21 protein-coding genes and 1 other RNA gene are annotated in these 16,664 nt (G+C 68.6%); 11 read left to right on the top strand and 11 right to left on the bottom strand.

The genetic code is table 11. The features are described 5' to 3' along the window. Positions 1 to 97: 97 nt before the first annotated feature. Both I7S92_RS16460 and I7S92_RS16455 read left to right on the top strand, forming a co-directional pair. Complete coding sequence (locus I7S92_RS16460; protein ID WP_197646362.1) at positions 98 to 301, top strand: DUF1127 domain-containing protein; 204 nt, start codon at positions 98 to 100, stop codon at positions 299 to 301. 124 nt (positions 302 to 425) lie between these two features. Continuing rightward, positions 426 to 1,163, top strand: coding sequence for a Bax inhibitor-1/YccA family protein (locus I7S92_RS16455; RefSeq protein WP_197646361.1), 738 nt, complete (start codon positions 426 to 428; stop codon positions 1,161 to 1,163). Between the two features lie 52 nt (positions 1,164 to 1,215). On the opposite strand, the gene I7S92_RS16450 is transcribed toward I7S92_RS16455, so the two are convergent. The 8 genes from I7S92_RS16450 to gatC form a co-directional block, all read right to left on the bottom strand. Continuing rightward, positions 1,216 to 1,908, bottom strand: a complete 693-nt coding sequence (locus I7S92_RS16450; protein ID WP_197646359.1) for a VIT1/CCC1 transporter family protein — start codon at positions 1,906 to 1,908, stop codon at positions 1,216 to 1,218. Positions 1,909 to 2,061: 153 nt separating this feature from the next. After that, positions 2,062 to 2,229, bottom strand: coding sequence for a 50S ribosomal protein L33 (rpmG, locus tag I7S92_RS16445; protein ID WP_135448918.1), 168 nt, complete (start codon positions 2,227 to 2,229; stop codon positions 2,062 to 2,064). Positions 2,230 to 2,330: 101 nt separating this feature from the next. Beyond that, positions 2,331 to 2,966 (bottom strand): CREC-EF hand family protein, encoded by a 636-nt coding sequence (locus I7S92_RS16440; RefSeq protein ID WP_197646357.1) that lies wholly within the window; start codon positions 2,964 to 2,966, stop codon positions 2,331 to 2,333. Between the two features lie 103 nt (positions 2,967 to 3,069). Then, an RNA gene (gene rnpB, locus I7S92_RS16435) (RNase P RNA component class A) lies at positions 3,070 to 3,461 on the bottom strand. Positions 3,462 to 3,493: 32 nt separating this feature from the next. Next, entirely contained in the window at positions 3,494 to 4,189 is a 696-nt protein-coding gene (locus I7S92_RS16430; RefSeq protein ID WP_197646355.1) for an N-acetylmuramoyl-L-alanine amidase, read from the bottom strand. Beyond that, a complete protein-coding gene (locus I7S92_RS16425; protein ID WP_197646353.1) occupies positions 4,186 to 4,911 on the bottom strand; it encodes a hypothetical protein in 726 nt (241 codons plus the stop codon). Before I7S92_RS16425 ends, I7S92_RS16430 begins: the two co-directional genes overlap by 4 nt. A 34-nt stretch (positions 4,912 to 4,945) precedes the next feature. Next, a complete protein-coding gene (gatA, locus tag I7S92_RS16420) occupies positions 4,946 to 6,430 on the bottom strand; it encodes an Asp-tRNA(Asn)/Glu-tRNA(Gln) amidotransferase subunit GatA (RefSeq protein ID WP_197646351.1) in 1,485 nt (494 codons plus the stop codon). Continuing rightward, positions 6,427 to 6,714: an Asp-tRNA(Asn)/Glu-tRNA(Gln) amidotransferase subunit GatC gene (gene gatC, locus I7S92_RS16415; protein ID WP_197646349.1), complete on the bottom strand. Its 288-nt coding sequence runs from the start codon at positions 6,712 to 6,714 to the stop codon at positions 6,427 to 6,429. The genes gatA and gatC overlap by 4 nt, the downstream gene beginning before the upstream one ends. A 163-nt stretch (positions 6,715 to 6,877) precedes the next feature. On the opposite strand from gatC, the gene I7S92_RS16410 reads away from it, so the two are divergent. Beyond that, positions 6,878 to 7,573, top strand: a complete 696-nt coding sequence (locus I7S92_RS16410; protein WP_197646347.1) for a metal-dependent hydrolase — start codon at positions 6,878 to 6,880, stop codon at positions 7,571 to 7,573. Positions 7,574 to 7,663: 90 nt separating this feature from the next. On the opposite strand, the gene I7S92_RS16405 is transcribed toward I7S92_RS16410, so the two are convergent. Next, entirely contained in the window at positions 7,664 to 8,125 is a 462-nt protein-coding gene (locus I7S92_RS16405) for a nucleoside deaminase (RefSeq protein ID WP_242070245.1), read from the bottom strand. Between the two features lie 77 nt (positions 8,126 to 8,202). Between I7S92_RS16405 and I7S92_RS16400 the strand changes: the two genes are divergently transcribed. The 6 genes from I7S92_RS16400 to I7S92_RS16375 all read left to right on the top strand — a co-directional run bounded on the left by I7S92_RS16400 (position 8,203) and on the right by I7S92_RS16375 (position 14,648). After that, the gene (locus I7S92_RS16400; RefSeq protein WP_197646345.1) at positions 8,203 to 9,216 is read left to right on the top strand and encodes a pseudouridine synthase; all 1,014 of its coding nucleotides are present in this window, start codon (positions 8,203 to 8,205) and stop codon (positions 9,214 to 9,216) included. A 183-nt stretch (positions 9,217 to 9,399) separates the two neighbouring features. Continuing rightward, on the top strand, positions 9,400 to 10,266 hold the full coding sequence (locus I7S92_RS16395) for a 5-bromo-4-chloroindolyl phosphate hydrolysis family protein (RefSeq protein ID WP_197646343.1): 867 nt from the start codon (positions 9,400 to 9,402) through the stop codon (positions 10,264 to 10,266). A gap of 14 nt (positions 10,267 to 10,280) precedes the next feature. Continuing rightward, on the top strand, positions 10,281 to 11,453 hold the full coding sequence (locus I7S92_RS16390; protein ID WP_197646341.1) for a toxic anion resistance protein: 1,173 nt from the start codon (positions 10,281 to 10,283) through the stop codon (positions 11,451 to 11,453). Between the two features lie 3 nt (positions 11,454 to 11,456). Continuing rightward, positions 11,457 to 12,389 carry a DUF2927 domain-containing protein gene (locus I7S92_RS16385; protein WP_287866187.1) on the top strand — a complete coding sequence of 311 codons (933 nt, stop codon included), beginning with the start codon at positions 11,457 to 11,459 and terminating at the stop codon, positions 12,387 to 12,389. Positions 12,390 to 12,407: 18 nt separating this feature from the next. Further along, positions 12,408 to 13,508, top strand: a complete 1,101-nt coding sequence (locus I7S92_RS16380; protein WP_197646340.1) for an SPFH domain-containing protein — start codon at positions 12,408 to 12,410, stop codon at positions 13,506 to 13,508. A gap of 3 nt (positions 13,509 to 13,511) precedes the next feature. Then, the gene (locus I7S92_RS16375; protein ID WP_197646339.1) at positions 13,512 to 14,648 is read left to right on the top strand and encodes a TFIIB-type zinc ribbon-containing protein; all 1,137 of its coding nucleotides are present in this window, start codon (positions 13,512 to 13,514) and stop codon (positions 14,646 to 14,648) included. Here I7S92_RS16375 and I7S92_RS16370 read toward each other — a convergent pair. After that, positions 14,645 to 14,827 (bottom strand): hypothetical protein, encoded by a 183-nt coding sequence (locus tag I7S92_RS16370; RefSeq protein ID WP_197646338.1) that lies wholly within the window; start codon positions 14,825 to 14,827, stop codon positions 14,645 to 14,647. The two genes, I7S92_RS16375 and I7S92_RS16370, sit on opposite strands and share 4 nt — an antisense overlap. 50 nt (positions 14,828 to 14,877) lie before the next feature. Between I7S92_RS16370 and I7S92_RS16365 the strand changes: the two genes are divergently transcribed. Then, the gene (locus tag I7S92_RS16365; protein WP_197646337.1) at positions 14,878 to 15,195 is read left to right on the top strand and encodes an antibiotic biosynthesis monooxygenase family protein; all 318 of its coding nucleotides are present in this window, start codon (positions 14,878 to 14,880) and stop codon (positions 15,193 to 15,195) included. Here the strand turns inward: I7S92_RS16365 and I7S92_RS16360 are convergent. Beyond that, positions 15,192 to 15,929, bottom strand: coding sequence for a DUF72 domain-containing protein (locus tag I7S92_RS16360; RefSeq protein WP_197646336.1), 738 nt, complete (start codon positions 15,927 to 15,929; stop codon positions 15,192 to 15,194). The genes I7S92_RS16365 and I7S92_RS16360 overlap by 4 nt on opposite strands. Positions 15,930 to 16,063: 134 nt before the next feature. On the opposite strand from I7S92_RS16360, the gene I7S92_RS16355 reads away from it, so the two are divergent. Continuing rightward, on the top strand, positions 16,064 to 16,588 hold the full coding sequence (locus tag I7S92_RS16355; RefSeq protein WP_197646335.1) for an REP-associated tyrosine transposase: 525 nt from the start codon (positions 16,064 to 16,066) through the stop codon (positions 16,586 to 16,588). Positions 16,589 to 16,664 lie beyond the last annotated feature (76 nt).

Here is a 16,664-nt window from a genome sequence, read left to right as displayed (position 1 = left end):
GTCACAATCATTCGTTTGAGAAATGTGCCACGGAAGCGCATGTTCATCAACAGAAATGAACCCTCCCTCCCAATGCATCACCGAAAAGGATGACCCCATGACCACCCTCGCCCTCCGTCTCCTGGCCCGCCGCCCCCGTCCGCTCGCCGCCCTCGCCGCCGCGCTGGAAGCACACCGCAGCCGCAAGGCGCTGGCCCGGCTCGACCCGCATCTTCTGCGCGACATCGGCCTTACCCATGACGAAGCCAGGACCGAGGCCGCCCGCCCGCTCTGGGATCCCCCGGCACATTGGACACTCTGACCGGGAATCTTCTACGCGCGCGCGAGGAGGCGCTTGAAATCGCAGGCGTTCGTTCCGATATTTCCCGCATGAGGTCGCGCCGGTTCCCCCGGCGTTGCCCTTAGGGACAACATCGGAGGCTTCAATGGCTCAATACGACACGATCCGCAGCGCAGGCGTCGGCGCCCGCGCGCAGATCGACGAAGGGCTTCGCGCCCATATGAACAAGGTCTACGGGCTGATGTCCGTGGCGATGCTGGTCACGGCCGGCGTCGCCTGGGGTGTCGGCACGACGGACGCACTGCTCGCGGTCTTCCGCGACCCGATGACGCTGCAGCCGAACATCCTGGGCTGGGTCGTCATGTTCGCGCCGCTGGCAATGGTCTTCGCCTTCGGCGCGATGATCAACCGGCTATCGGCCGCCGGGGCGCAGTTGTTCTTCTACGCCTTCGCCGCCGTGATGGGCCTGTCGCTGGCCTGGATCTTCAAGGCCTTCACCGGCATCTCGATCGCGCAGACCTTCCTGGTCACCTCGATCGCCTTCGCCGGCCTGTCGCTCTACGGCTATATCACCAAGCGCGACCTGTCGGGCATGGGCACCTTCCTGATGATGGGCCTGATCGGGCTGATCGTCGCCTCGATCCTGAACATCTTCCTCGGCTCGGGCGCGCTGGCCTTCGCGATCTCGGTGATCGGCCTCCTGATCTTCGCCGGTCTCACCGCTTTCGACACCCAGCGCATCAAGATGGATTACGTCCAGCATGCGCAGGCGATGGACCAGGAATGGCTTGGCAAGTCCGCGATCATGGGCGCGCTGAACCTGTATCTGAACTTCATCAACATGTTCATGTTCCTGCTGCAATTCATGGGCAACCGCGAATAACCGCAGCAAGGAACCCTCGGGGGGCCGGTCGCAGGACCGGCCCCTTTGCGTTTCAGACCACCGCGCCGAAGACATGGCCGACCGCCCAGGTCACCGCCATCGCGACCGCCCCCCAGAAGGTCACCCGCGCCACGGCGCGGGGCAGGCTCGCCCCGCCCGCCTTCGCGCCCACCGCTCCCAGCAGCGCCAGGAAGACCAGCGACAAGGCGGTGACCCAAAGCGCGATCTGCGGCTCGGGCGCCAGCGCCGCCGCCGCCAGCGGCAGGGCCGCCCCCACGCCGAAGGTCAGGGCCGAGGCCCCCGCCGCCACCAGCGGCCTTGCCTCGGTATGCTCGAAGATCCCCAGCTCGTCGCGCACATGGGCCGCCAGCGGGTCCTTCGCATGCAAGGCCGCCGCCACCTGCCGGGCCAGTTCGGGCGGCACGCCCCGGTCCTCGTAGATCCCGGCCAGCGCGCGCAGCTCCTCGGCGGGGTCCGCGGCGATCTCCCGCCGCTCGCGGGTGATGTCGGCGGCCTCGGTATCGGCCTGGGACGAGACGCTGACATATTCCCCCGCCGCCATCGACAGGGCCCCCGCCGCAAGGCCCGCCGCCCCGGCCAGCAGCACCTCGCCCCGGCCCGAGGCGGCCGCGACCCCCACGATCAGCGAGGCGGTCGAGACGATGCCGTCATTCGCCCCCAGCACCGCCGCCCTGAGCCAGCCGACCCGCGCGACGTAATGTTCTTCCCGGTGATTGCGTTCCATCTCGGTCTCCGCTGCGTGACCCGCATGGGATCGCCGCCCGCCCCCCGTCCGTCAAGCGGCGGCACGGGAATTCGCATCAGCGTCGGCTTACCGCAAAAGGAAAGGGCCGCGTCCCCCGGACACGGCCCCTGATTCCCCTTGGATCGGCGGATCTTACTTGATCTTGCCTTCCTTGTATTCGACATGCTCCCGCTTCACGGGATCGTATTTCTTGATGACCATCTTCTCGGTCATCGTGCGGGCGTTCTTCTTGGTCACGTAGAAGTGGCCGGTGCCCGCGGTCGAGTTCAGGCGGATCTTGATGGTGGCGGGCTTTGCCATGGTCGCTTCCTCTGCATCGGGGAAACCATCGGCCCCCGGTCAAATCCTTGAAGCCCGCCTTTTAGCCAGCTTCGTGGCAGAGTCAACCGCAATCGGCTGACTTATTGCCACATCGCCGCCCGCAACTCCCAGGGCGAGACCTTGCCGTCGCCATCCTTGTCGGCGGCATCGTACTGCGCCTTCTCGGCGGCAAGGAATTCGGCCATCGTGACCTTGCCGTCGCCGTCGCCATCCCGCGCGGCGAAGCGTTGCGCGTGGCGTTCCTGCATCGCCTGCGCCATGCCGGGGGCCCAGGGGTTCATCATCCCCATCCGCCCCGCGCCGAACTCACCTGCTTCCAGCACGCCATCGGCATTGCCGTCCATCAGCGCGAACATCGCCTCGGCATGGGCCGCCGCTTCCTCGGCCGAGATGTCGCCGCTCTGGTCGGCGTCGATGCCGCCCATCATCATCCCGCGCCCCATGGCTCCGGGCCCCATGCCGCCCGGTCCCATGCCCCAGCCGGGCATTCCGCCGCCGGGGCCCATGCCCCAGCCCTGCCCCATTCCCGGCCCCATTCCCGGCCCCATGCCCCAGCCGGGGCCCTCCCAACCGGGGCCCATACCCCAGCCGGATCCCATACCGCCGGAGCCCATGCCCCAGCCCGGCCCCATGCCCCAGCCGGGTTGCCCCTGTGCCAACGCGGGAGCGGCGGCCCCGAGGGCCATGGCCACTATGATGGAGAATGCCTTGGTCATCTGTCCCTCCTGTCCAGATGGATGCAATGGCGCATCCACAGTATGATCGGGCCGCGTCCGGTCGGCCTTGGCATTGACCTGTATCAAGGGCACGGGATCGTGACTGCGCGGAGAGCCTGTAAGCCGGATTCTGTCCAAGGGTTGCCCCTCTGGATGACCATTCCTCTGCCGACCGTGTCGCCACGGCGGTCAAGCTGCCAACCCGGGCCTCTCGGGCGTTGGCGTCCCTGCGGGCGGTATCCCTTTCGGGACCGGCCCCCGCGCGAGGCCCCTATTTGGCGTTGCTCCGGGTGGGGCTTGCCATGCCGGTCCTGTTGCCAGTCCCGCGGTGGGCTCTTGCCCCACCTTTTCACCGTTACCCTTGCGGACAAGGGCAGTCTGTTCTCTGTGGCGCTTTCCCTGGGGTTGCCCCCGCCGGGCGTTACCCGGCACCCTTGCCAACGGGAGTCCGGACTTTCCTCGAGGCTTGCACCCCGCGGTCATCCAGCCCTCCGCGCGGGATCAGTTAGGCAGGCAGGCCCGGCGCGTCAATCGGCAAAACGGCGCAGCCCCGCCGCAAGCGCCCGGTCGGCGTCGTCCAGCGGCCCCTGCGCCCAGGGCCGGAAGCGCAGGCGGAAGGCGGCCAGCAGCGTCGCGGGCGCGGCCTCGGGATAGCCGAAGGCCCGCAGGTCGTCCAGGAAACCCGCCATGTCGGGTGAAGCGCCTCCCTCCCCCCGCGTGGGGGAGGGATGGGGAGGGGGGGCCGCGACCGGAGTGGGCCAGACCGACAGCCCCTCCTCCGCCAGCCTGCGCCAGTCGAAGCGGCGGCCGGGGTCGCCCTTGCGGCCGGGGGCCATGTCGCTGTGACCGATCACCGCCCGCGGCGCCAGGCCATGCCGGTCCAGGATCCCGGACAGCACCCGCTCCAACGCCCGCATCTGCGGCTCGGCGAACGGCCGGTCGCCCGGATTGGCCAGTTCCACCCCGATCGAGCGCGAGTTCACATCCCCCTCGCCCCGCCATTCGCCCGCCCCGGCATGCCAGGCCCGCGCGCCCTCGTCCACCATGGACAGGACCGTTCCATCCACGTCGATCAGGTAATGCGCCGAAACCTCGGCCGCAGGGTCGCATAGCCGCGCCAGGGCCTCGGCGCAGCCGGGCATCGCGGTGTAATGCAGCACGACCAGTTCCACCCGCCTGCCGCGCCGGTCGCCGAAGTTCGGCGACGGATGCGTCAGGCTCACTGCAGCGCGGTGCGGAACGGGCGCGGGTCCCAGGCGCAGGCGAAGCCGTCGCCGTCCGGGTCCACGCCCATCCGGTCACGCTCCGGCCCGCCCTTGGCCAGAAACTCCTGCTGCGCCAGATCCGGCGAGGCGAACTTGGCGCAGGCCGAGCTTGAATCGCGCGAGCCCAGGCCGCTGCGCTTGTACATCTGCACGCCGGGCGCGTGGTTGGTGGCCAGCGCGAATTCGACGATGTTCGGCCCGGTATCCCCCGGCCGCTGCGGCAGGTCCTTCGGCTGGACCACGACATAGTCCGCCCGGTTGCGCGCGATTCGCTCCGCGTCGCTCTCGATCGTCTCGCGCGCCGCGACGGCGGTGAAGTCCTGCTCGTCCGAGATGCCGGCGTGGCTGACCTCGCCCGATTCCTCCTGGATCCCGGCCGGAGCGCCGCCGCGCGGGCGGTTGTCGCTGATGATGCCGGCATCCGTCCCCGGCAGTGGCGTCACCACCGGCGGCGGGGTCACGCCCGAGGCCCGGTCGATCGCCGCCGAGGCCGCGGCCGGATCGAAGCCGGCGGCGGGCGGGGCGACCGTCACCGGCTGCGGCTGCGCCCCACGGACATAGGCGTTGTAGTCCTGGAACCCCACGCCCGAGCCGCTGCTCTGGGTCGAGGGGGTGCAGGCGGTCAGCAACAGCGCCGCAAGGGCGGCGCCGGCAACGGGACCAATGGAATTACGGCTCATCAACTGCCTCGGCAAGCGAACTTTCGGCCGCCCCTTACCACCATTTCCCGGCCTTGGCCACAAAGCCCGCACGGCTTTCCAACACATGTGCGTAATTGAGCAGCGCCCCCTCCTCCCAGGGCCGCCCGATCAGCTGCAGCCCCAGGGGCAGCCCCTGGTGATCCAACCCGACGGGAACCGAGATCCCCGGCAGCCCGGCCAGGTTCACCGTCACGGTGAAGACGTCGTTCAGATACATCTTCACCGGATCCACATCCGCCATCTCGCCCAGCCCGAAGGCCGCCGAGGGCGTCGCGGGCGTCAGGATCGAGTCGATTCCCTCCGCGAACACGGTCTCGAAATCGCGCTTGATCAGCGCCCGCACCTTCCGCGCACGGTTGTAATAGGCGTCGTAGAACCCGGCCGACAGCACATAGGTCCCGACCATGATCCGCCGCTGCACCTCGGGGCCGAAACCCTCGGCCCGGGTCTTCTCGTACATCTCGGTCACGCCGTCGCCATGGCTCAGCTTGGCGCGGTGGCCATAGCGCACCCCGTCATAGCGGGCGAGGTTGGACGAGGCCTCGGCCGGGGCGATGACGTAATAGGCCGGCAGCGCGTATTTCGTATGGGGCAGCGAGATGTCCCGCACCTCGGCCCCGGCATCGCGCAGCATCTCGATCCCGCGCGCCCACAGCGCATCGATCTCCTCGGGCATCCCGTCCATCCGGTATTCCTTCGGAATCCCGATGACCTTGCCGCGGATGTCGCCGGTCAGCGCCGCTTCGAAATCCGGCACGGCCAGGTCGGCGCTGGTCGAATCCTTCGGATCATGCCCCGCCATCGCCTGCAGCATGATCGCCGCATCGCGCACCGACTTGGTCATCGGCCCGGCCTGGTCCAGCGACGAGGCAAAGGCCACCACGCCCCAGCGGCTCACACGGCCATAGGTCGGCTTGATCCCCACGATCCCGGTAAAGGCCGCCGGCTGCCGGATCGAGCCCCCGGTATCCGTCCCCGTCGCCGCCAGGCACAGGTCCGCCGCCACCGCCGCAGCCGAGCCGCCCGAGGATCCGCCCGGCGTCAGCTGGACGTTCGACCCCTTGCGCTGCCAGGGGCTGACGGCATTGCCGTAGCACGAGGTCTCGTTGGACGAGCCCATGGCGAATTCGTCCATGTTCAGCTTGCCCAGCATCACCGCGCCCGCGCCGAACAGCTTCGAGGTGACGGTCGACTCATACTCGGGCCTGAAGCCCTTCAGGATGTTCGAAGCGGCCTGCGACGGCACCCCCTTGGTGCAGAACAGGTCCTTGATCCCCAGGGGAATCCCGCACATCGAGGGCGCATCGCCCGCCTTCAGCCGCGCATCCGCCGCCCGCGCCTGTTCCAGCGCGATCTCGGGCGTCCTGTGCACGAAGGCGTTCAGCGTATCGCCCGCGTCGATCGCCGTCAGGCAGGACATGGTCAGGTCGACCGCCGAGATCTCGCCCTTGCGCAACGCATCCCGCGCCGCCGCGATGGTCCATGTATTCGCGCTCATTCCACCACCTTCGGCACGGCAAAGAACCCCTCGCGCGCATCCGGCGCGTTCTTCAGGACCTGCGCCTGGATATTGCCATCCGTCACCTCGTCCACCCGCCGCTTCAGCCGCATCGGCGTGACCGAGGTCATCGGCTCCACGCCCTCGACGTCCACCTCGTTCAGCTGTTCCATGAAGCCCAGGATGCCCGAAAGCTGGCCAGCCAGCTTGGGCAGATCGGCCTCCTCGACCCGGATCCGGGCCAGCTTTGCCACCTTGCGGGCGGTGTCGATATCAATGGCCATTGGGCTCTCCGATGGTTTGGCCCCCGTTTAGCCCGCTGCCCCTGCCCCTGCAAGCGCAAGGCGGGTGACGGCAGGGCAATCAGGCCATTCCGACGATTGCGGATTGTCAGGACCGCGACATTTCCCGAAACTGGCCCCTTCCCGAATGAAGATGGAGAGACCCATGCAGATCACCTGGCTCGGCCATTCCGGCTTTCGCATTGAGATCGAGGAGGCCGTGCTCCTGGTGGATCCCTGGATCACCGGCAACCCCAGCTTCCCCGCAGGCCGCGAGGACGAGGCCGTGCAGGGCGCCACGCATCTTCTCCTGACCCATGCCCATGGCGACCACGCCGCCGATGCCGCCCGGCTGGCGGGCAAGCTCGGGATCAAGGTGCATTGCATCCACGAGCTTTCGGAATGGCTGAACGGCCAGGGGGCGCAGACGGTGGGCTTCGGCAAGGGCGGCACGCTGGAGTTGGGCGGGGCCAGGGTGACGATGGTCAACGCGGTCCATTCCGCCAGCATCGACTTCGGCGACAAGGGCCTTCTGCCCGCCGGATCGGCCGCCGGCTTCATGATCGCGGGCGAGGGCCACACGATCTACCTCTCGGGCGACACCGACATCATGGCCGACATGGCCTGGATGGCCGAGTATCACCAGCCCGACATCGGCATCCTCTGCTGCGGCGGGCATTACACGATGGACATGGCCCGCGCCGCCTGGGCCGCGCGCAAGTGGTTCAACTTCCGCTGGGTGATCCCCTGCCATTACAGGACCTTCCCGATCCTCGCGCAGGACGCGAGCGTGCTCAAGGCGGGCCTGCCCCCCGGTGTCCAGGTGATCGAGCACGAGGTCCTGGACCCGATCCGCATCTGACGGGCCTTCTCCAGATGTTAACATTTCCTGAATCGCGGCCGACAGGTCATTGGAATCATTGAACCGGCAAAGCTGTCCACGCGTGGACAGCTACCGCCTGCCCTGGAAGAACCCCTTCAGCAGCGCCTCCGCCTCCCCCGCCCCGATCCCGTCGTAGACCTCGGGAACGTGGTGGCACTGCGGGTGGCTGAAGACCCGTGCCCCCACCGCCACGCCCCCCGACTTCGGATCCGCCGCCCCGTAGTAAAGCCGCCCGATCCGCGCCGCCGAGATCGCGGCCGCACACATCGGGCAGGGCTCCAGCGTCACATAGAGATCATGCCCCCCCAGCCGCTCCGACCCCGCCAGCCGGCAGGCCTCGCGGATCGCCAGCATCTCGGCATGGGCCGTGGGGTCCTTCAACTCCCGTGTCCGGTTCCCCGCCCGCGCCACCACCTCGGCCCCGCGCACCACCACCGCGCCGACCGGCACCTCTCCCCGCGCCGCCGCCGCCCGCGCCTCCTCCAGCGCCAGTGCCATGAACGACCGGAAGCCTTCGCGTTGCTCTTTCATCTTTGCTCAAATATCCTCGGGGGTCCGGGGGTGGAAAACCCCCGGGGCTGGCCACCTTGCGCCGCAGGATGATGGTCATGGCCGAAAAAGAAAAGCCCAAAGCCCCCGCAAAGCCCCCGGCCGACGCCCCCGAGGGCGAGCGCATCGCCAAGGTCCTGTCGCGCGCCGGCATCGCCTCGCGCCGCGAGGCGGAGCGGTTGATCGAGCTCGGCGAGGTCAAGGTCAACGGCAAGGTCATCACCTCGCCCGCGCTGAACGTGACCGCCCGCGACCGGATCACCGTCCGGGGCGAGCCCGTGGGCCAGCCCGAACCCCCGCGCCTCTGGCTCTACTACAAGCCCGAGGGGCTGGTGACCTCGGCCGCCGATGAAAAGGGCCGCGACACCGTTTTCGACCACCTGCCCGAGGACATGCCGCGCGTGATGTCCGTGGGCCGGCTCGACCTCAACTCGGAGGGGCTGCTGCTTCTCACCAACGACGGCGAGCTGAAGCGGCGGCTGGAGCTGCCCTCGACCGGCTGGCTGCGGAAGTACCGGGTGCGGGTCAAGGGCAACCCGACCGACCCGGATCTGGACCCCCTGCGCAGGGGCGTCATCATCGAGGGCGAGAAGTTCCTGCCGATGGAAGTCAAGCTCGACCGCCACCAGGGGGCCAACGCCTGGCTGACCGTGGGCATCCGCGAGGGCCGCAACCGCGAGATCCGCCGTGCGATGGCGCATATCGGGCTGACGGTGAACCGCCTGATCCGCATCTCCTACGGGCCCTTCCGCCTGAACGAGCTGAAGCCCGGAGAGGTCGAGGAGGTCAGGGCCCGCGTCCTGCGCGAGCAGTTGGGCCTGGGCGAGGCCGACGCCGGCGACAAGCCCCGCCGCGCCGCGCCGAAACCGGCGGAGAAGACCCCGGCCAAACCCGCCCGCAAGGCGCTGAAGCCCGGGGAGGGCCTGAAACAGCTCTCGGACAGCTGGCAGAAGGCCACCCGCCCCGCCGCCCCGCGCAAGCCGGGCGAGCGGATCGCGACCGACCGTCCGACCGGGCCGCGCAGCCCCGCCGGGCGGCCCGGACCACGCCCGAAGCCCCCCCGCGACCGATGATCCGAGGGGGAAGATTGCCGCCGATTCCCCCCATGCTCTGCTGGCAAGCGGCCGGGCCATCGGCTAAGGTCGGCGCAAGTGGCGGTTGCAGGGAGTGGCCATGTCTGGAACCGGATTGAGGAACCTCGCGCTGACCCTGCTCGTTGCCCTGGTGGCCTATGTGGCTTGGTCGGGGGGCATCTGATGGCCGAAAGGTTCGGCGGAAAATACTCGCCGCAGGGCGCGAGCCAGGGCAGCCCGCGTCCGGCGGCGGCCGCCGAGGTCCGGCCGCGCGGGCTCTGGCGGGCGACGGTGCTGTTCCTGACCGCCTTCCTGTTCCTCTTCCCCGCCTTCGGCGACGATCCGGGCGACATGCTGCTGGGCCTTGCCGCCGGCGGGCTGATCGTGCTGGCCGCCTGGCTGACGCGCGAGGGGCTGAAGGCCGAGGCCGCCTATCAGTCCCGCAAGCTTGCCCGCCGCCCCGCCCTGCCGCGCAAGCTTCTGGGGGCGGTCCTGACCGGCGCCGCGCTGGTGGTGGGCGGGGCGATCGCGGATCAGGGGCTGGTCTATCCGGTCCTCTACGCGCTGGTCGGCGCGGGCCTGCACCTGGGAGCCTTCGGGCTGGACCCGATGGCCGACAAGGGGATGGAGGGGATCGACGCCTTCCAGACCGGCCGCGTCGCCCATGCGGTCGAGGAAGGCGAGAAGCATCTGGCCGCGATGCAGGACGCAATCCTGCGCGCGAAGGACCGGGCGCTGGAGCGGCGGGTCGAGCAGTTCGCCGGGGCCGCCCGCGGCCTGTTCCGCACCATCGAGACCGATCCGGGCGACCTGACGGCGGCGCGGAAATACATGTCGGTCTACCTGATGGGCGCACGCGACGCGACGGTGAAGTTCGCCGACCATTATGCCCAGACCCGCGACGCCGGCGCCCGCGCGGATTACGAGGCGCTGCTGACCGATCTGGAAACCACCTTCGCGCAGAAGACGACGGCCTTCCTGTCGAACAACCGCACCGATCTCGACGTCGAAATCGCCGTCCTCCGGGACCGGCTCAAGCTTGACCACTGAAACGGGGAATTGCCATGTCCACTACCGTCCAGGCCGATGCCGCCGCCCTTCTGAGCGAGGTCGAGAAGGTCAATGCCGTGATCCTGCCCGAACCCATGGCCGAGGTCGTGGCCCTGACCGCAGCCCCCGCCGACAAGGCCGAGGCGATCCGGCAGCGGATGACCGAGGTCGACCTGTCGAACACCCAGTCGATCATCGCCTTCGGCTCGTCGGCGCAGGCCGAGTTGCAGGTGATCAGCCAGGCCATGCTGCAGGACGTGAAGAACAAGGACGTGGGCCCGGCGGGCGACAGCTTGCGCAAGATCGTCACCACGATCCGCGGCTTTGCCAGCGAGGAACTGGACCTGCGCCGCGAGTCGAGCTGGTGGGAGCGCCTTCTGGGCCGCGCCGCGCCCTTCGCCGAATTCGTCGCCAAATACGAGGACGTGCAGGGCCAGATCGACAAGATCACCGGCGAGCTTCTGACCCATGAGCATACGCTCTTGAAGGACATCAAGAGCCTGGACCTGCTCTATGAAAAGACCCTGACCTTCTACAACGAACTGGCGCTCTACATCGCGGCGGGCGAGGCGAAGCTGGCCGAGGTCGACGGCACCACCATCCCCGCCAAGGAGGCGGAGGTCGCGGCGGCGCCGGAGGCAGACCAGGTGATGAAGGCGCAGGAGCTGCGCGACCTGCGCGCCGCGCGGGACGACCTGGAGCGGCGGGCGCATGACCTGCGGCTCACGCGGCAGGTGACGATGCAGTCCTTGCCCTCGATCCGGCTGGTGCAGGAGAACGACAAGTCGCTGGTGACGAAGATCAACTCGACCCTCGTCAACACCGTGCCGCTGTGGGAGACGCAGCTGGCGCAGGCGGTGACGATCCAGCGGTCGAAAGAGGCGGCCGAGGCGGTGCGCGACGCCAACGACCTGACCAACGAGCTTTTGAAATCCAACGCCGAGAACCTGCAGCAGGCCAACAAGGTGGTGCGCGAGGAGATGGAGCGCGGCGTCTTCGACATCGAGACGGTGAAGCAGGCCAATGCCACGCTGATCGCGACGATCAACGAAAGCCTGGCCATCGCGGACGAGGGCAAGGCCCGCCGCGCGGCGGCCGAGGCGGAACTGGTGAGGATGGAGGCAGAATTGCGCGATACGCTGGCAGCCGCGAAGGCGCGGCAGGCCTCACCCGGCACGCAGGGGTAAGGCGTGGCGTTTTCCCGCATCCTGCGGGCCTTCGGGCCCGCCCTGGCCCTGGCCGCCTGCATCCCCACCGCCACGCCGCCCCGCGCGCCACAGCCGCGCACGCCGATGGCCGCCCCCGTCCCCGTCCCGCCGACGCCGAAAAGCGCGGCGGCCACGGCCTATTTCGCCCAGATCCAGCAGGCGCTGCTGGCGCAGGGCCTCTTGCGCTCGGATTCGGGGGCGGACGTGCCCTTCACCGACCGGATGCTGGCCGAGAACTTCCTGAAGATCGCGCTTTACGACGAATACCGCCGCTCGGGCGGCGGGTTTGTCCGGCAGGAGACGGAAAGCCTTTTGCGCCGCTGGGAAGGTCCGGTCCGCGTCTCGGTCCGCTTCGGGGCCAGCGTGCCCCCCGACCGCAAGGCCACCGACCGCGCGCGGATCGCCAGCTTCGTGGGCCGGCTGGCCGCGATCACCGGCCATCCGATCACGATGGACGAATCCAACCCGAACTTCTTCATCCATGTCGTCTCGGAGGACGAGCGCGAGGCGCTGGGTCCCGCCGTCCGCGCCGTATTGCCGAACCTATCGTCGGGCGACGTGGCGGGGATCACCCAGATGCCGCGCTCGACCTATTGCCTGGTCTATGCGCTGTCCGAGGGCAATTCCGGCGCCTATACCCGCGCCTTCGCGGTGATCCGGTCCGAACACCCCGACCTTCTGCGCCTGTCCTGCGTGCATGAGGAGCTGACGCAAGGGCTTGGCCTGCCGAACGATTCCCCGCGCGCGCGGCCCTCGATCTTCAACGACGACGAGGAATTCGCGCTTTTGACCGACCACGACGAGCTGCTCTTGCGGATCCTCTACAGCCGCGAGCTGCGCCCCGGCATGACCGCCGCCGAGGCCCGTCCCATCGTCTTCTCGCTTGCGAGCCGCCTGATGGGCGGCGACAGTTGAACCCAAACGGAGGGTGCCATGGTCTTCGATTTCCTCAAGGGCGAATTCATCGACGTTATCTCCTGGCTGGATGACACGCGCGACACGATGGTCTGGCGTTTCGACCGGCGCGGGCAGGCGATCAAATACGGCGCCAAGCTGACGGTGCGCGAGGGCCAGGCGGCGGTCTTCATCCATGAGGGCCAGCTCGCGGACGTGTTCGGCCCCGGCCTCTACATGCTCGAGACCAACAACATGCCGGTGCTGACCACACTGCAGCACTGGGACCACGGCTTCCAGTCGCCGTTCAAGTCCGAGGTCTATTTCGTCAACACGACCCGCTTCAACGACCAGAAATGGGGCACCAAGAACCCGATCATGGCCCGCGACCCCGAATTCGGCCCGGTCCGCCTGCGCGCCTTCGGGACCTATTCGATGCGGGTGGGCGATCCCGGCAGGTTCATGACCGAGATCGTCGGCACCGACGGCGAGTTCACCGCGGACGAGATCAGCTTCCAGATCCGCAACATCATCGTGCAGGAAGCCAGCCAGGTGCTGGCGAAATCCGGCATCCCGGTGCTGGACATGGCCGGGAACCTGGCCGACCTGGGCAAGGTCATCGCCAATGCGATCGCGCCGAAGGTGGCGGAATACGGGCTGTCGATCCCGGAATTCTACATCGAGAACATCAGCCTGCCCGAAGAGGTGGAGAAGGCGCTGGACAAGCGCACCTCGATGGGGGTTGTGGGCGACCTGAACCGCTACATGCAGTACAACGCCGCCGAAAGCCTGTCGCAGCCGGGCAGCGCCATGGGTTCGGCCATGGGGGCCGGGATGGGCATGGGCATGGGGGCCTCGATGGCGCAGAACATGGGTCCCTGGGGCGCGCAGCCGGGGGCCGCCGCCGCGCCCCCGCCCCCGCCCCCTCCCCCGCCGGCGGGCAGGCAGTGGCATCTGGCCGTCGATGGCGCGACCACGGGTCCCTTCGGCGAAGGCGATCTCGCGCGGCTGGTCGGAGAGGGTCGGCTGACCCGGGCAACGATGGTCTGGACCGCGGGCCAGGACGGCTGGAAGATGGCCGCCGAGACCGAGCTCTCCCGCCTGCTGGACCAGGTGCCGCCGCCCCCGCCGAAACCCTGAGCCATGCCGCAGGACGAATACCGCTGGCCTTGCGAGCAATGCGGCGCGCAGTTGCGCTATGCGCCGGGCCAGACGCGGCTGGTCTGCGACCATTGCGGCCATGTCCAGGACATCCCGGCCTCGGCCGCAGGCGACCGGAGCCGCGCCCTGCAAGAGCTTGATCTTGCCCGCGGATTGCGCGACGACCTCGCAGACCGCGACATGGTCGAGACGCGGACGACCAGTTGCCCGAACTGCGGCGCGCAGGTCGAGATCACCGGCGCGACCCATGCCACCGAATGTCCGTTCTGCGCCACGCCCGTCGTGCTGGACACCGGCACCACGCGCCACATCAAGCCGCAGGCGCTGATCCCCTTCGCCCTGACCGAGGAGCAGGCGCGCAAGGCGATGACCGGATGGCTCGGCAGCCTCTGGTTCGCACCGAACACGCTTCTGGAATATGCCCGCAAGGGCCGGGCGATGAACGGGGTCTATGTCCCGTTCTGGACCTTCGACGCCGATAGCGACAGTCGCTACTCCGGCGAGCGCGGCGAATACTACTACACGACCCGGACCGTCCGGGTTCGGGTCAACGGCAGGATGGAGACCCGGCAGGAGCGCGAGCGCCATACCCGCTGGCATTCCGTCTCGGGCCGGGTGGCGCGCGGTTTCGACGATGTGCTGGTGATGGCCTCGCACAGCCTGCCGACCCGCCTGGGCAACGAGCTTACCCCCTGGGACCTTGGCGCGCTGGTCCCCTATGCGCCCGAGTTCCTGGCCGGCTTCCAGGCCGAGGGCTATACCATCCCCCTCGCCGAGGGCCATGCCGAGGGCCGCGGCAAGATGGAGGAGGTGATCCGCAGCGATGTGCGCCGCGACATCGGCGGCGACGAGCAGCGCATCCACGGCATCGACACCGCCTGGTCGGAGGAGACCTTCAAGCACATCCTCCTGCCGGTCTGGATGGCGGCCTACAAGTACAACGGCAAAAGCTACCGCTTCCTGGTGAACGGCCAGACCGGCGAGGTCCAGGGCGAGCGTCCCTGGTCGATCTGGAAGATCGCCTTCGCGGTGCTGGTGGCGGCCCTTCTGGCCCTTGGCGCCTATTACCTGTCCGAACAGCAGGGAGGCGAGGTCACGCTTCCCGACTGGATGGACTAGCCCCGCCGCCGGAAGAACAGCATCCAGCCGGCATAGGCCCCCGCCGAAAGGAACAGGATCGCCCACACCGGCGCGCCCGCGAAAGCCTCGAAAAGGCCCCAGGCCAGGGGCAGAAGCACCGTCAGCCAGCGCACCCAGGCGCGTGCGAAGAATGGATCGTCGGGGTCGAGAAACTTCATGCCTTTGCCCCGCATCCGTGGCATCCTGTGCCCAGGAAGGGAGGCCCGACATGCCCCAGATTGTCAAGGATTTCCAGGGACAAACCGTCATCACCACTTTCGAGACCACGCCCGCGACGGCCTTCGACCTGGTCGAGGCGCTGGAAACCGCCTATCGCGACTGCATCCGCAACCAGCCCGGTTTCCTCTCGGCCGGCCTGCACATGAACGACGCCCGGACCCGGATCTGCAACTATTCGCAATGGCGCTCGCGCGAGGATTACCAGGCGATGCTGCGCACCCCCGAGATGCGCGAGCGCAACCGGCATATCCACGAGCTGTGCCGCAGCTTCGAGCCGGTGATGTACGAGGTGACGGGGGTGTTCTAGAGCCGCCGCAGCAGTGCCAGCGCGGCGGCCGGATTCGCGATCTTGTGGCCCGAGATGACGAAGAGGAACAGTTCGCGCTGCCGCGCGATGTCGCGGATGCGGTCGGCCCAGCGGTCGAGGTCCTTCGCGGGATAGCCGTGCTCCTCGCCCTCGACCGTGCCCATGATGCGGAGATAGGCGAAGGGGGCGGTGGCGGCGTCGATCTCCGGGTAGGGGCTGTCAGCGGCCTGGACGGCGGCGAGGCCCCGGTCACGGAGGAGCGTCGTGAAGGCGTCGCAGGCGAAGCTTTCGTGCCGGGCCTCGATGGCATGGCGGAGCGGCAGGCCCTCCAGCCGGTCGGGCAGGAGGTCGAGGAAGCCGGCCATGTCGTCGGCGTCGAACTGCCTGGTCGGCGGCAGCTGCCAGTTGATCGGGCCGAGCTTCGGTCCGAGTTCCGCCAGCCCGGAGGCGAGGAAGCGGCGGGTGGAGTCGCCGCCCTCGGCCAGCTTGCGCCGGGCGGTCGCGAAGCGCGGGGCCTTCAGCGCGAAGACGAAGCCCTGGGGCGCCTCACCGGCCCAGCGCCGGAAGGTCTCGGGCTTCTGGGTGCCGTAGTAGGTGCCGTTCACCTCGATGGCGGTGAGGGCGCGGGCGGCGAAGGCCAGCTCGTCGGCCTGGCGGAGGCCGGAGGGGTAGAAGCTGCCCCGCCAAGGCTCGTAGGTCCAGCCGCCGACGCCGATGTGGATGGGATGCGGCATGGGATGCCTGCCTTTGTGTCCGATGAGCCAACCGACGGCGCGCACATCGGTTCCCACGATTGCGTAGGGTGGGCAATCTGCCCACGCGCCGCGCAGTTTACGGAGTATCAAGCCTCTCGCGCCAGTCTTGCCAAATGTCCTTCTATCGCCGCCTGCGGCCTTCCGGGGCCACCTATTTCTTCACGGTCAATCTTGCCCGGCGCGGCGATGACACCCTGACCCGGCACATTGATCTGTTGCGCCATGCGTATCGCGTCACGATGGAGGAGCATCCGGTCCACTGCGACGCCATGGTCATCCTGCCCGATCACCTGCACGCGGTCTGGACCCTGCCGCCCGGCGACGCCGACTATTCGCTGCGATGGCGCAAGCTGAAGGGCCGGTTCACGCATTGGACGGGTCTCGCCTGCCCCGCATCGCCCAGCAAGGCGCGCAAGCGCGAAGCGGGGCTGTGGCAGCGCCGGTTCTGGGAGCATGTGATCCGCGACGATGCCGACCATGCCGCGCATGTCGGATATTGCCTGTGGAACCCGGTGAAGCACGGGTTGGTGGCAGCGGCGGAGGACTGGCCGTTCTCGTCGATCCACCGCGACAGGCGCGCGGGCGTGGTTTTCGATGCGAGAAAGGCGGCGGAGCTTGCGGAGGCGGGCGAAGCGTAGGGTGGGCGATTCGCCCACGGACCCCCGCGGGACGTGGGCGAAAAGCCCCCCCCACCAGCGCCCCCCGCACCATTTT

It is taken from the genome of Tabrizicola soli (assembly GCF_015999335.1).
Classification (GTDB): domain Bacteria; phylum Pseudomonadota; class Alphaproteobacteria; order Rhodobacterales; family Rhodobacteraceae; genus Tabrizicola; species Tabrizicola soli.
The sequence above is the reverse complement of the archived record's forward strand: the minus strand, read 5'-3'. Positions and strand labels throughout refer to the sequence as shown.

Excerpts from the sequence above, each read along its gene's own strand:
- I7S92_RS16460 (WP_197646362.1), top strand. The coding sequence starts at position 98 with ATGACCACCCTCGCCCTCCGTCTCCTGGCCCGCCGCCCCCGTCCGCTC.
- I7S92_RS16455 (WP_197646361.1), top strand. The coding sequence starts at position 426 with ATGGCTCAATACGACACGATCCGCAGCGCAGGCGTCGGCGCCCGCGCG.
- I7S92_RS16450 (WP_197646359.1), bottom strand. The coding sequence starts at position 1,908 with ATGGAACGCAATCACCGGGAAGAACATTACGTCGCGCGGGTCGGCTGG.
- rpmG (WP_135448918.1), bottom strand. The coding sequence starts at position 2,229 with ATGGCAAAGCCCGCCACCATCAAGATCCGCCTGAACTCGACCGCGGGC.
- I7S92_RS16440 (WP_197646357.1), bottom strand. The coding sequence starts at position 2,966 with ATGACCAAGGCATTCTCCATCATAGTGGCCATGGCCCTCGGGGCCGCC.
- I7S92_RS16425 (WP_197646353.1), bottom strand. The coding sequence starts at position 4,911 with ATGAGCCGTAATTCCATTGGTCCCGTTGCCGGCGCCGCCCTTGCGGCG.
- gatA (WP_197646351.1), bottom strand. The coding sequence starts at position 6,430 with ATGAGCGCGAATACATGGACCATCGCGGCGGCGCGGGATGCGTTGCGC.
- gatC (WP_197646349.1), bottom strand. The coding sequence starts at position 6,714 with ATGGCCATTGATATCGACACCGCCCGCAAGGTGGCAAAGCTGGCCCGG.
- I7S92_RS16410 (WP_197646347.1), top strand. The coding sequence starts at position 6,878 with ATGCAGATCACCTGGCTCGGCCATTCCGGCTTTCGCATTGAGATCGAG.
- I7S92_RS16405 (WP_242070245.1), bottom strand. The coding sequence starts at position 8,125 with ATGAAAGAGCAACGCGAAGGCTTCCGGTCGTTCATGGCACTGGCGCTG.
- I7S92_RS16400 (WP_197646345.1), top strand. The coding sequence starts at position 8,203 with ATGGCCGAAAAAGAAAAGCCCAAAGCCCCCGCAAAGCCCCCGGCCGAC.
- I7S92_RS16395 (WP_197646343.1), top strand. The coding sequence starts at position 9,400 with ATGGCCGAAAGGTTCGGCGGAAAATACTCGCCGCAGGGCGCGAGCCAG.
- I7S92_RS16390 (WP_197646341.1), top strand. The coding sequence starts at position 10,281 with ATGTCCACTACCGTCCAGGCCGATGCCGCCGCCCTTCTGAGCGAGGTC.
- I7S92_RS16380 (WP_197646340.1), top strand. The coding sequence starts at position 12,408 with ATGGTCTTCGATTTCCTCAAGGGCGAATTCATCGACGTTATCTCCTGG.
- I7S92_RS16375 (WP_197646339.1), top strand. The coding sequence starts at position 13,512 with ATGCCGCAGGACGAATACCGCTGGCCTTGCGAGCAATGCGGCGCGCAG.
- I7S92_RS16370 (WP_197646338.1), bottom strand. The coding sequence starts at position 14,827 with ATGAAGTTTCTCGACCCCGACGATCCATTCTTCGCACGCGCCTGGGTG.
- I7S92_RS16365 (WP_197646337.1), top strand. The coding sequence starts at position 14,878 with ATGCCCCAGATTGTCAAGGATTTCCAGGGACAAACCGTCATCACCACT.
- I7S92_RS16360 (WP_197646336.1), bottom strand. The coding sequence starts at position 15,929 with ATGCCGCATCCCATCCACATCGGCGTCGGCGGCTGGACCTACGAGCCT.
- I7S92_RS16355 (WP_197646335.1), top strand. The coding sequence starts at position 16,064 with ATGTCCTTCTATCGCCGCCTGCGGCCTTCCGGGGCCACCTATTTCTTC.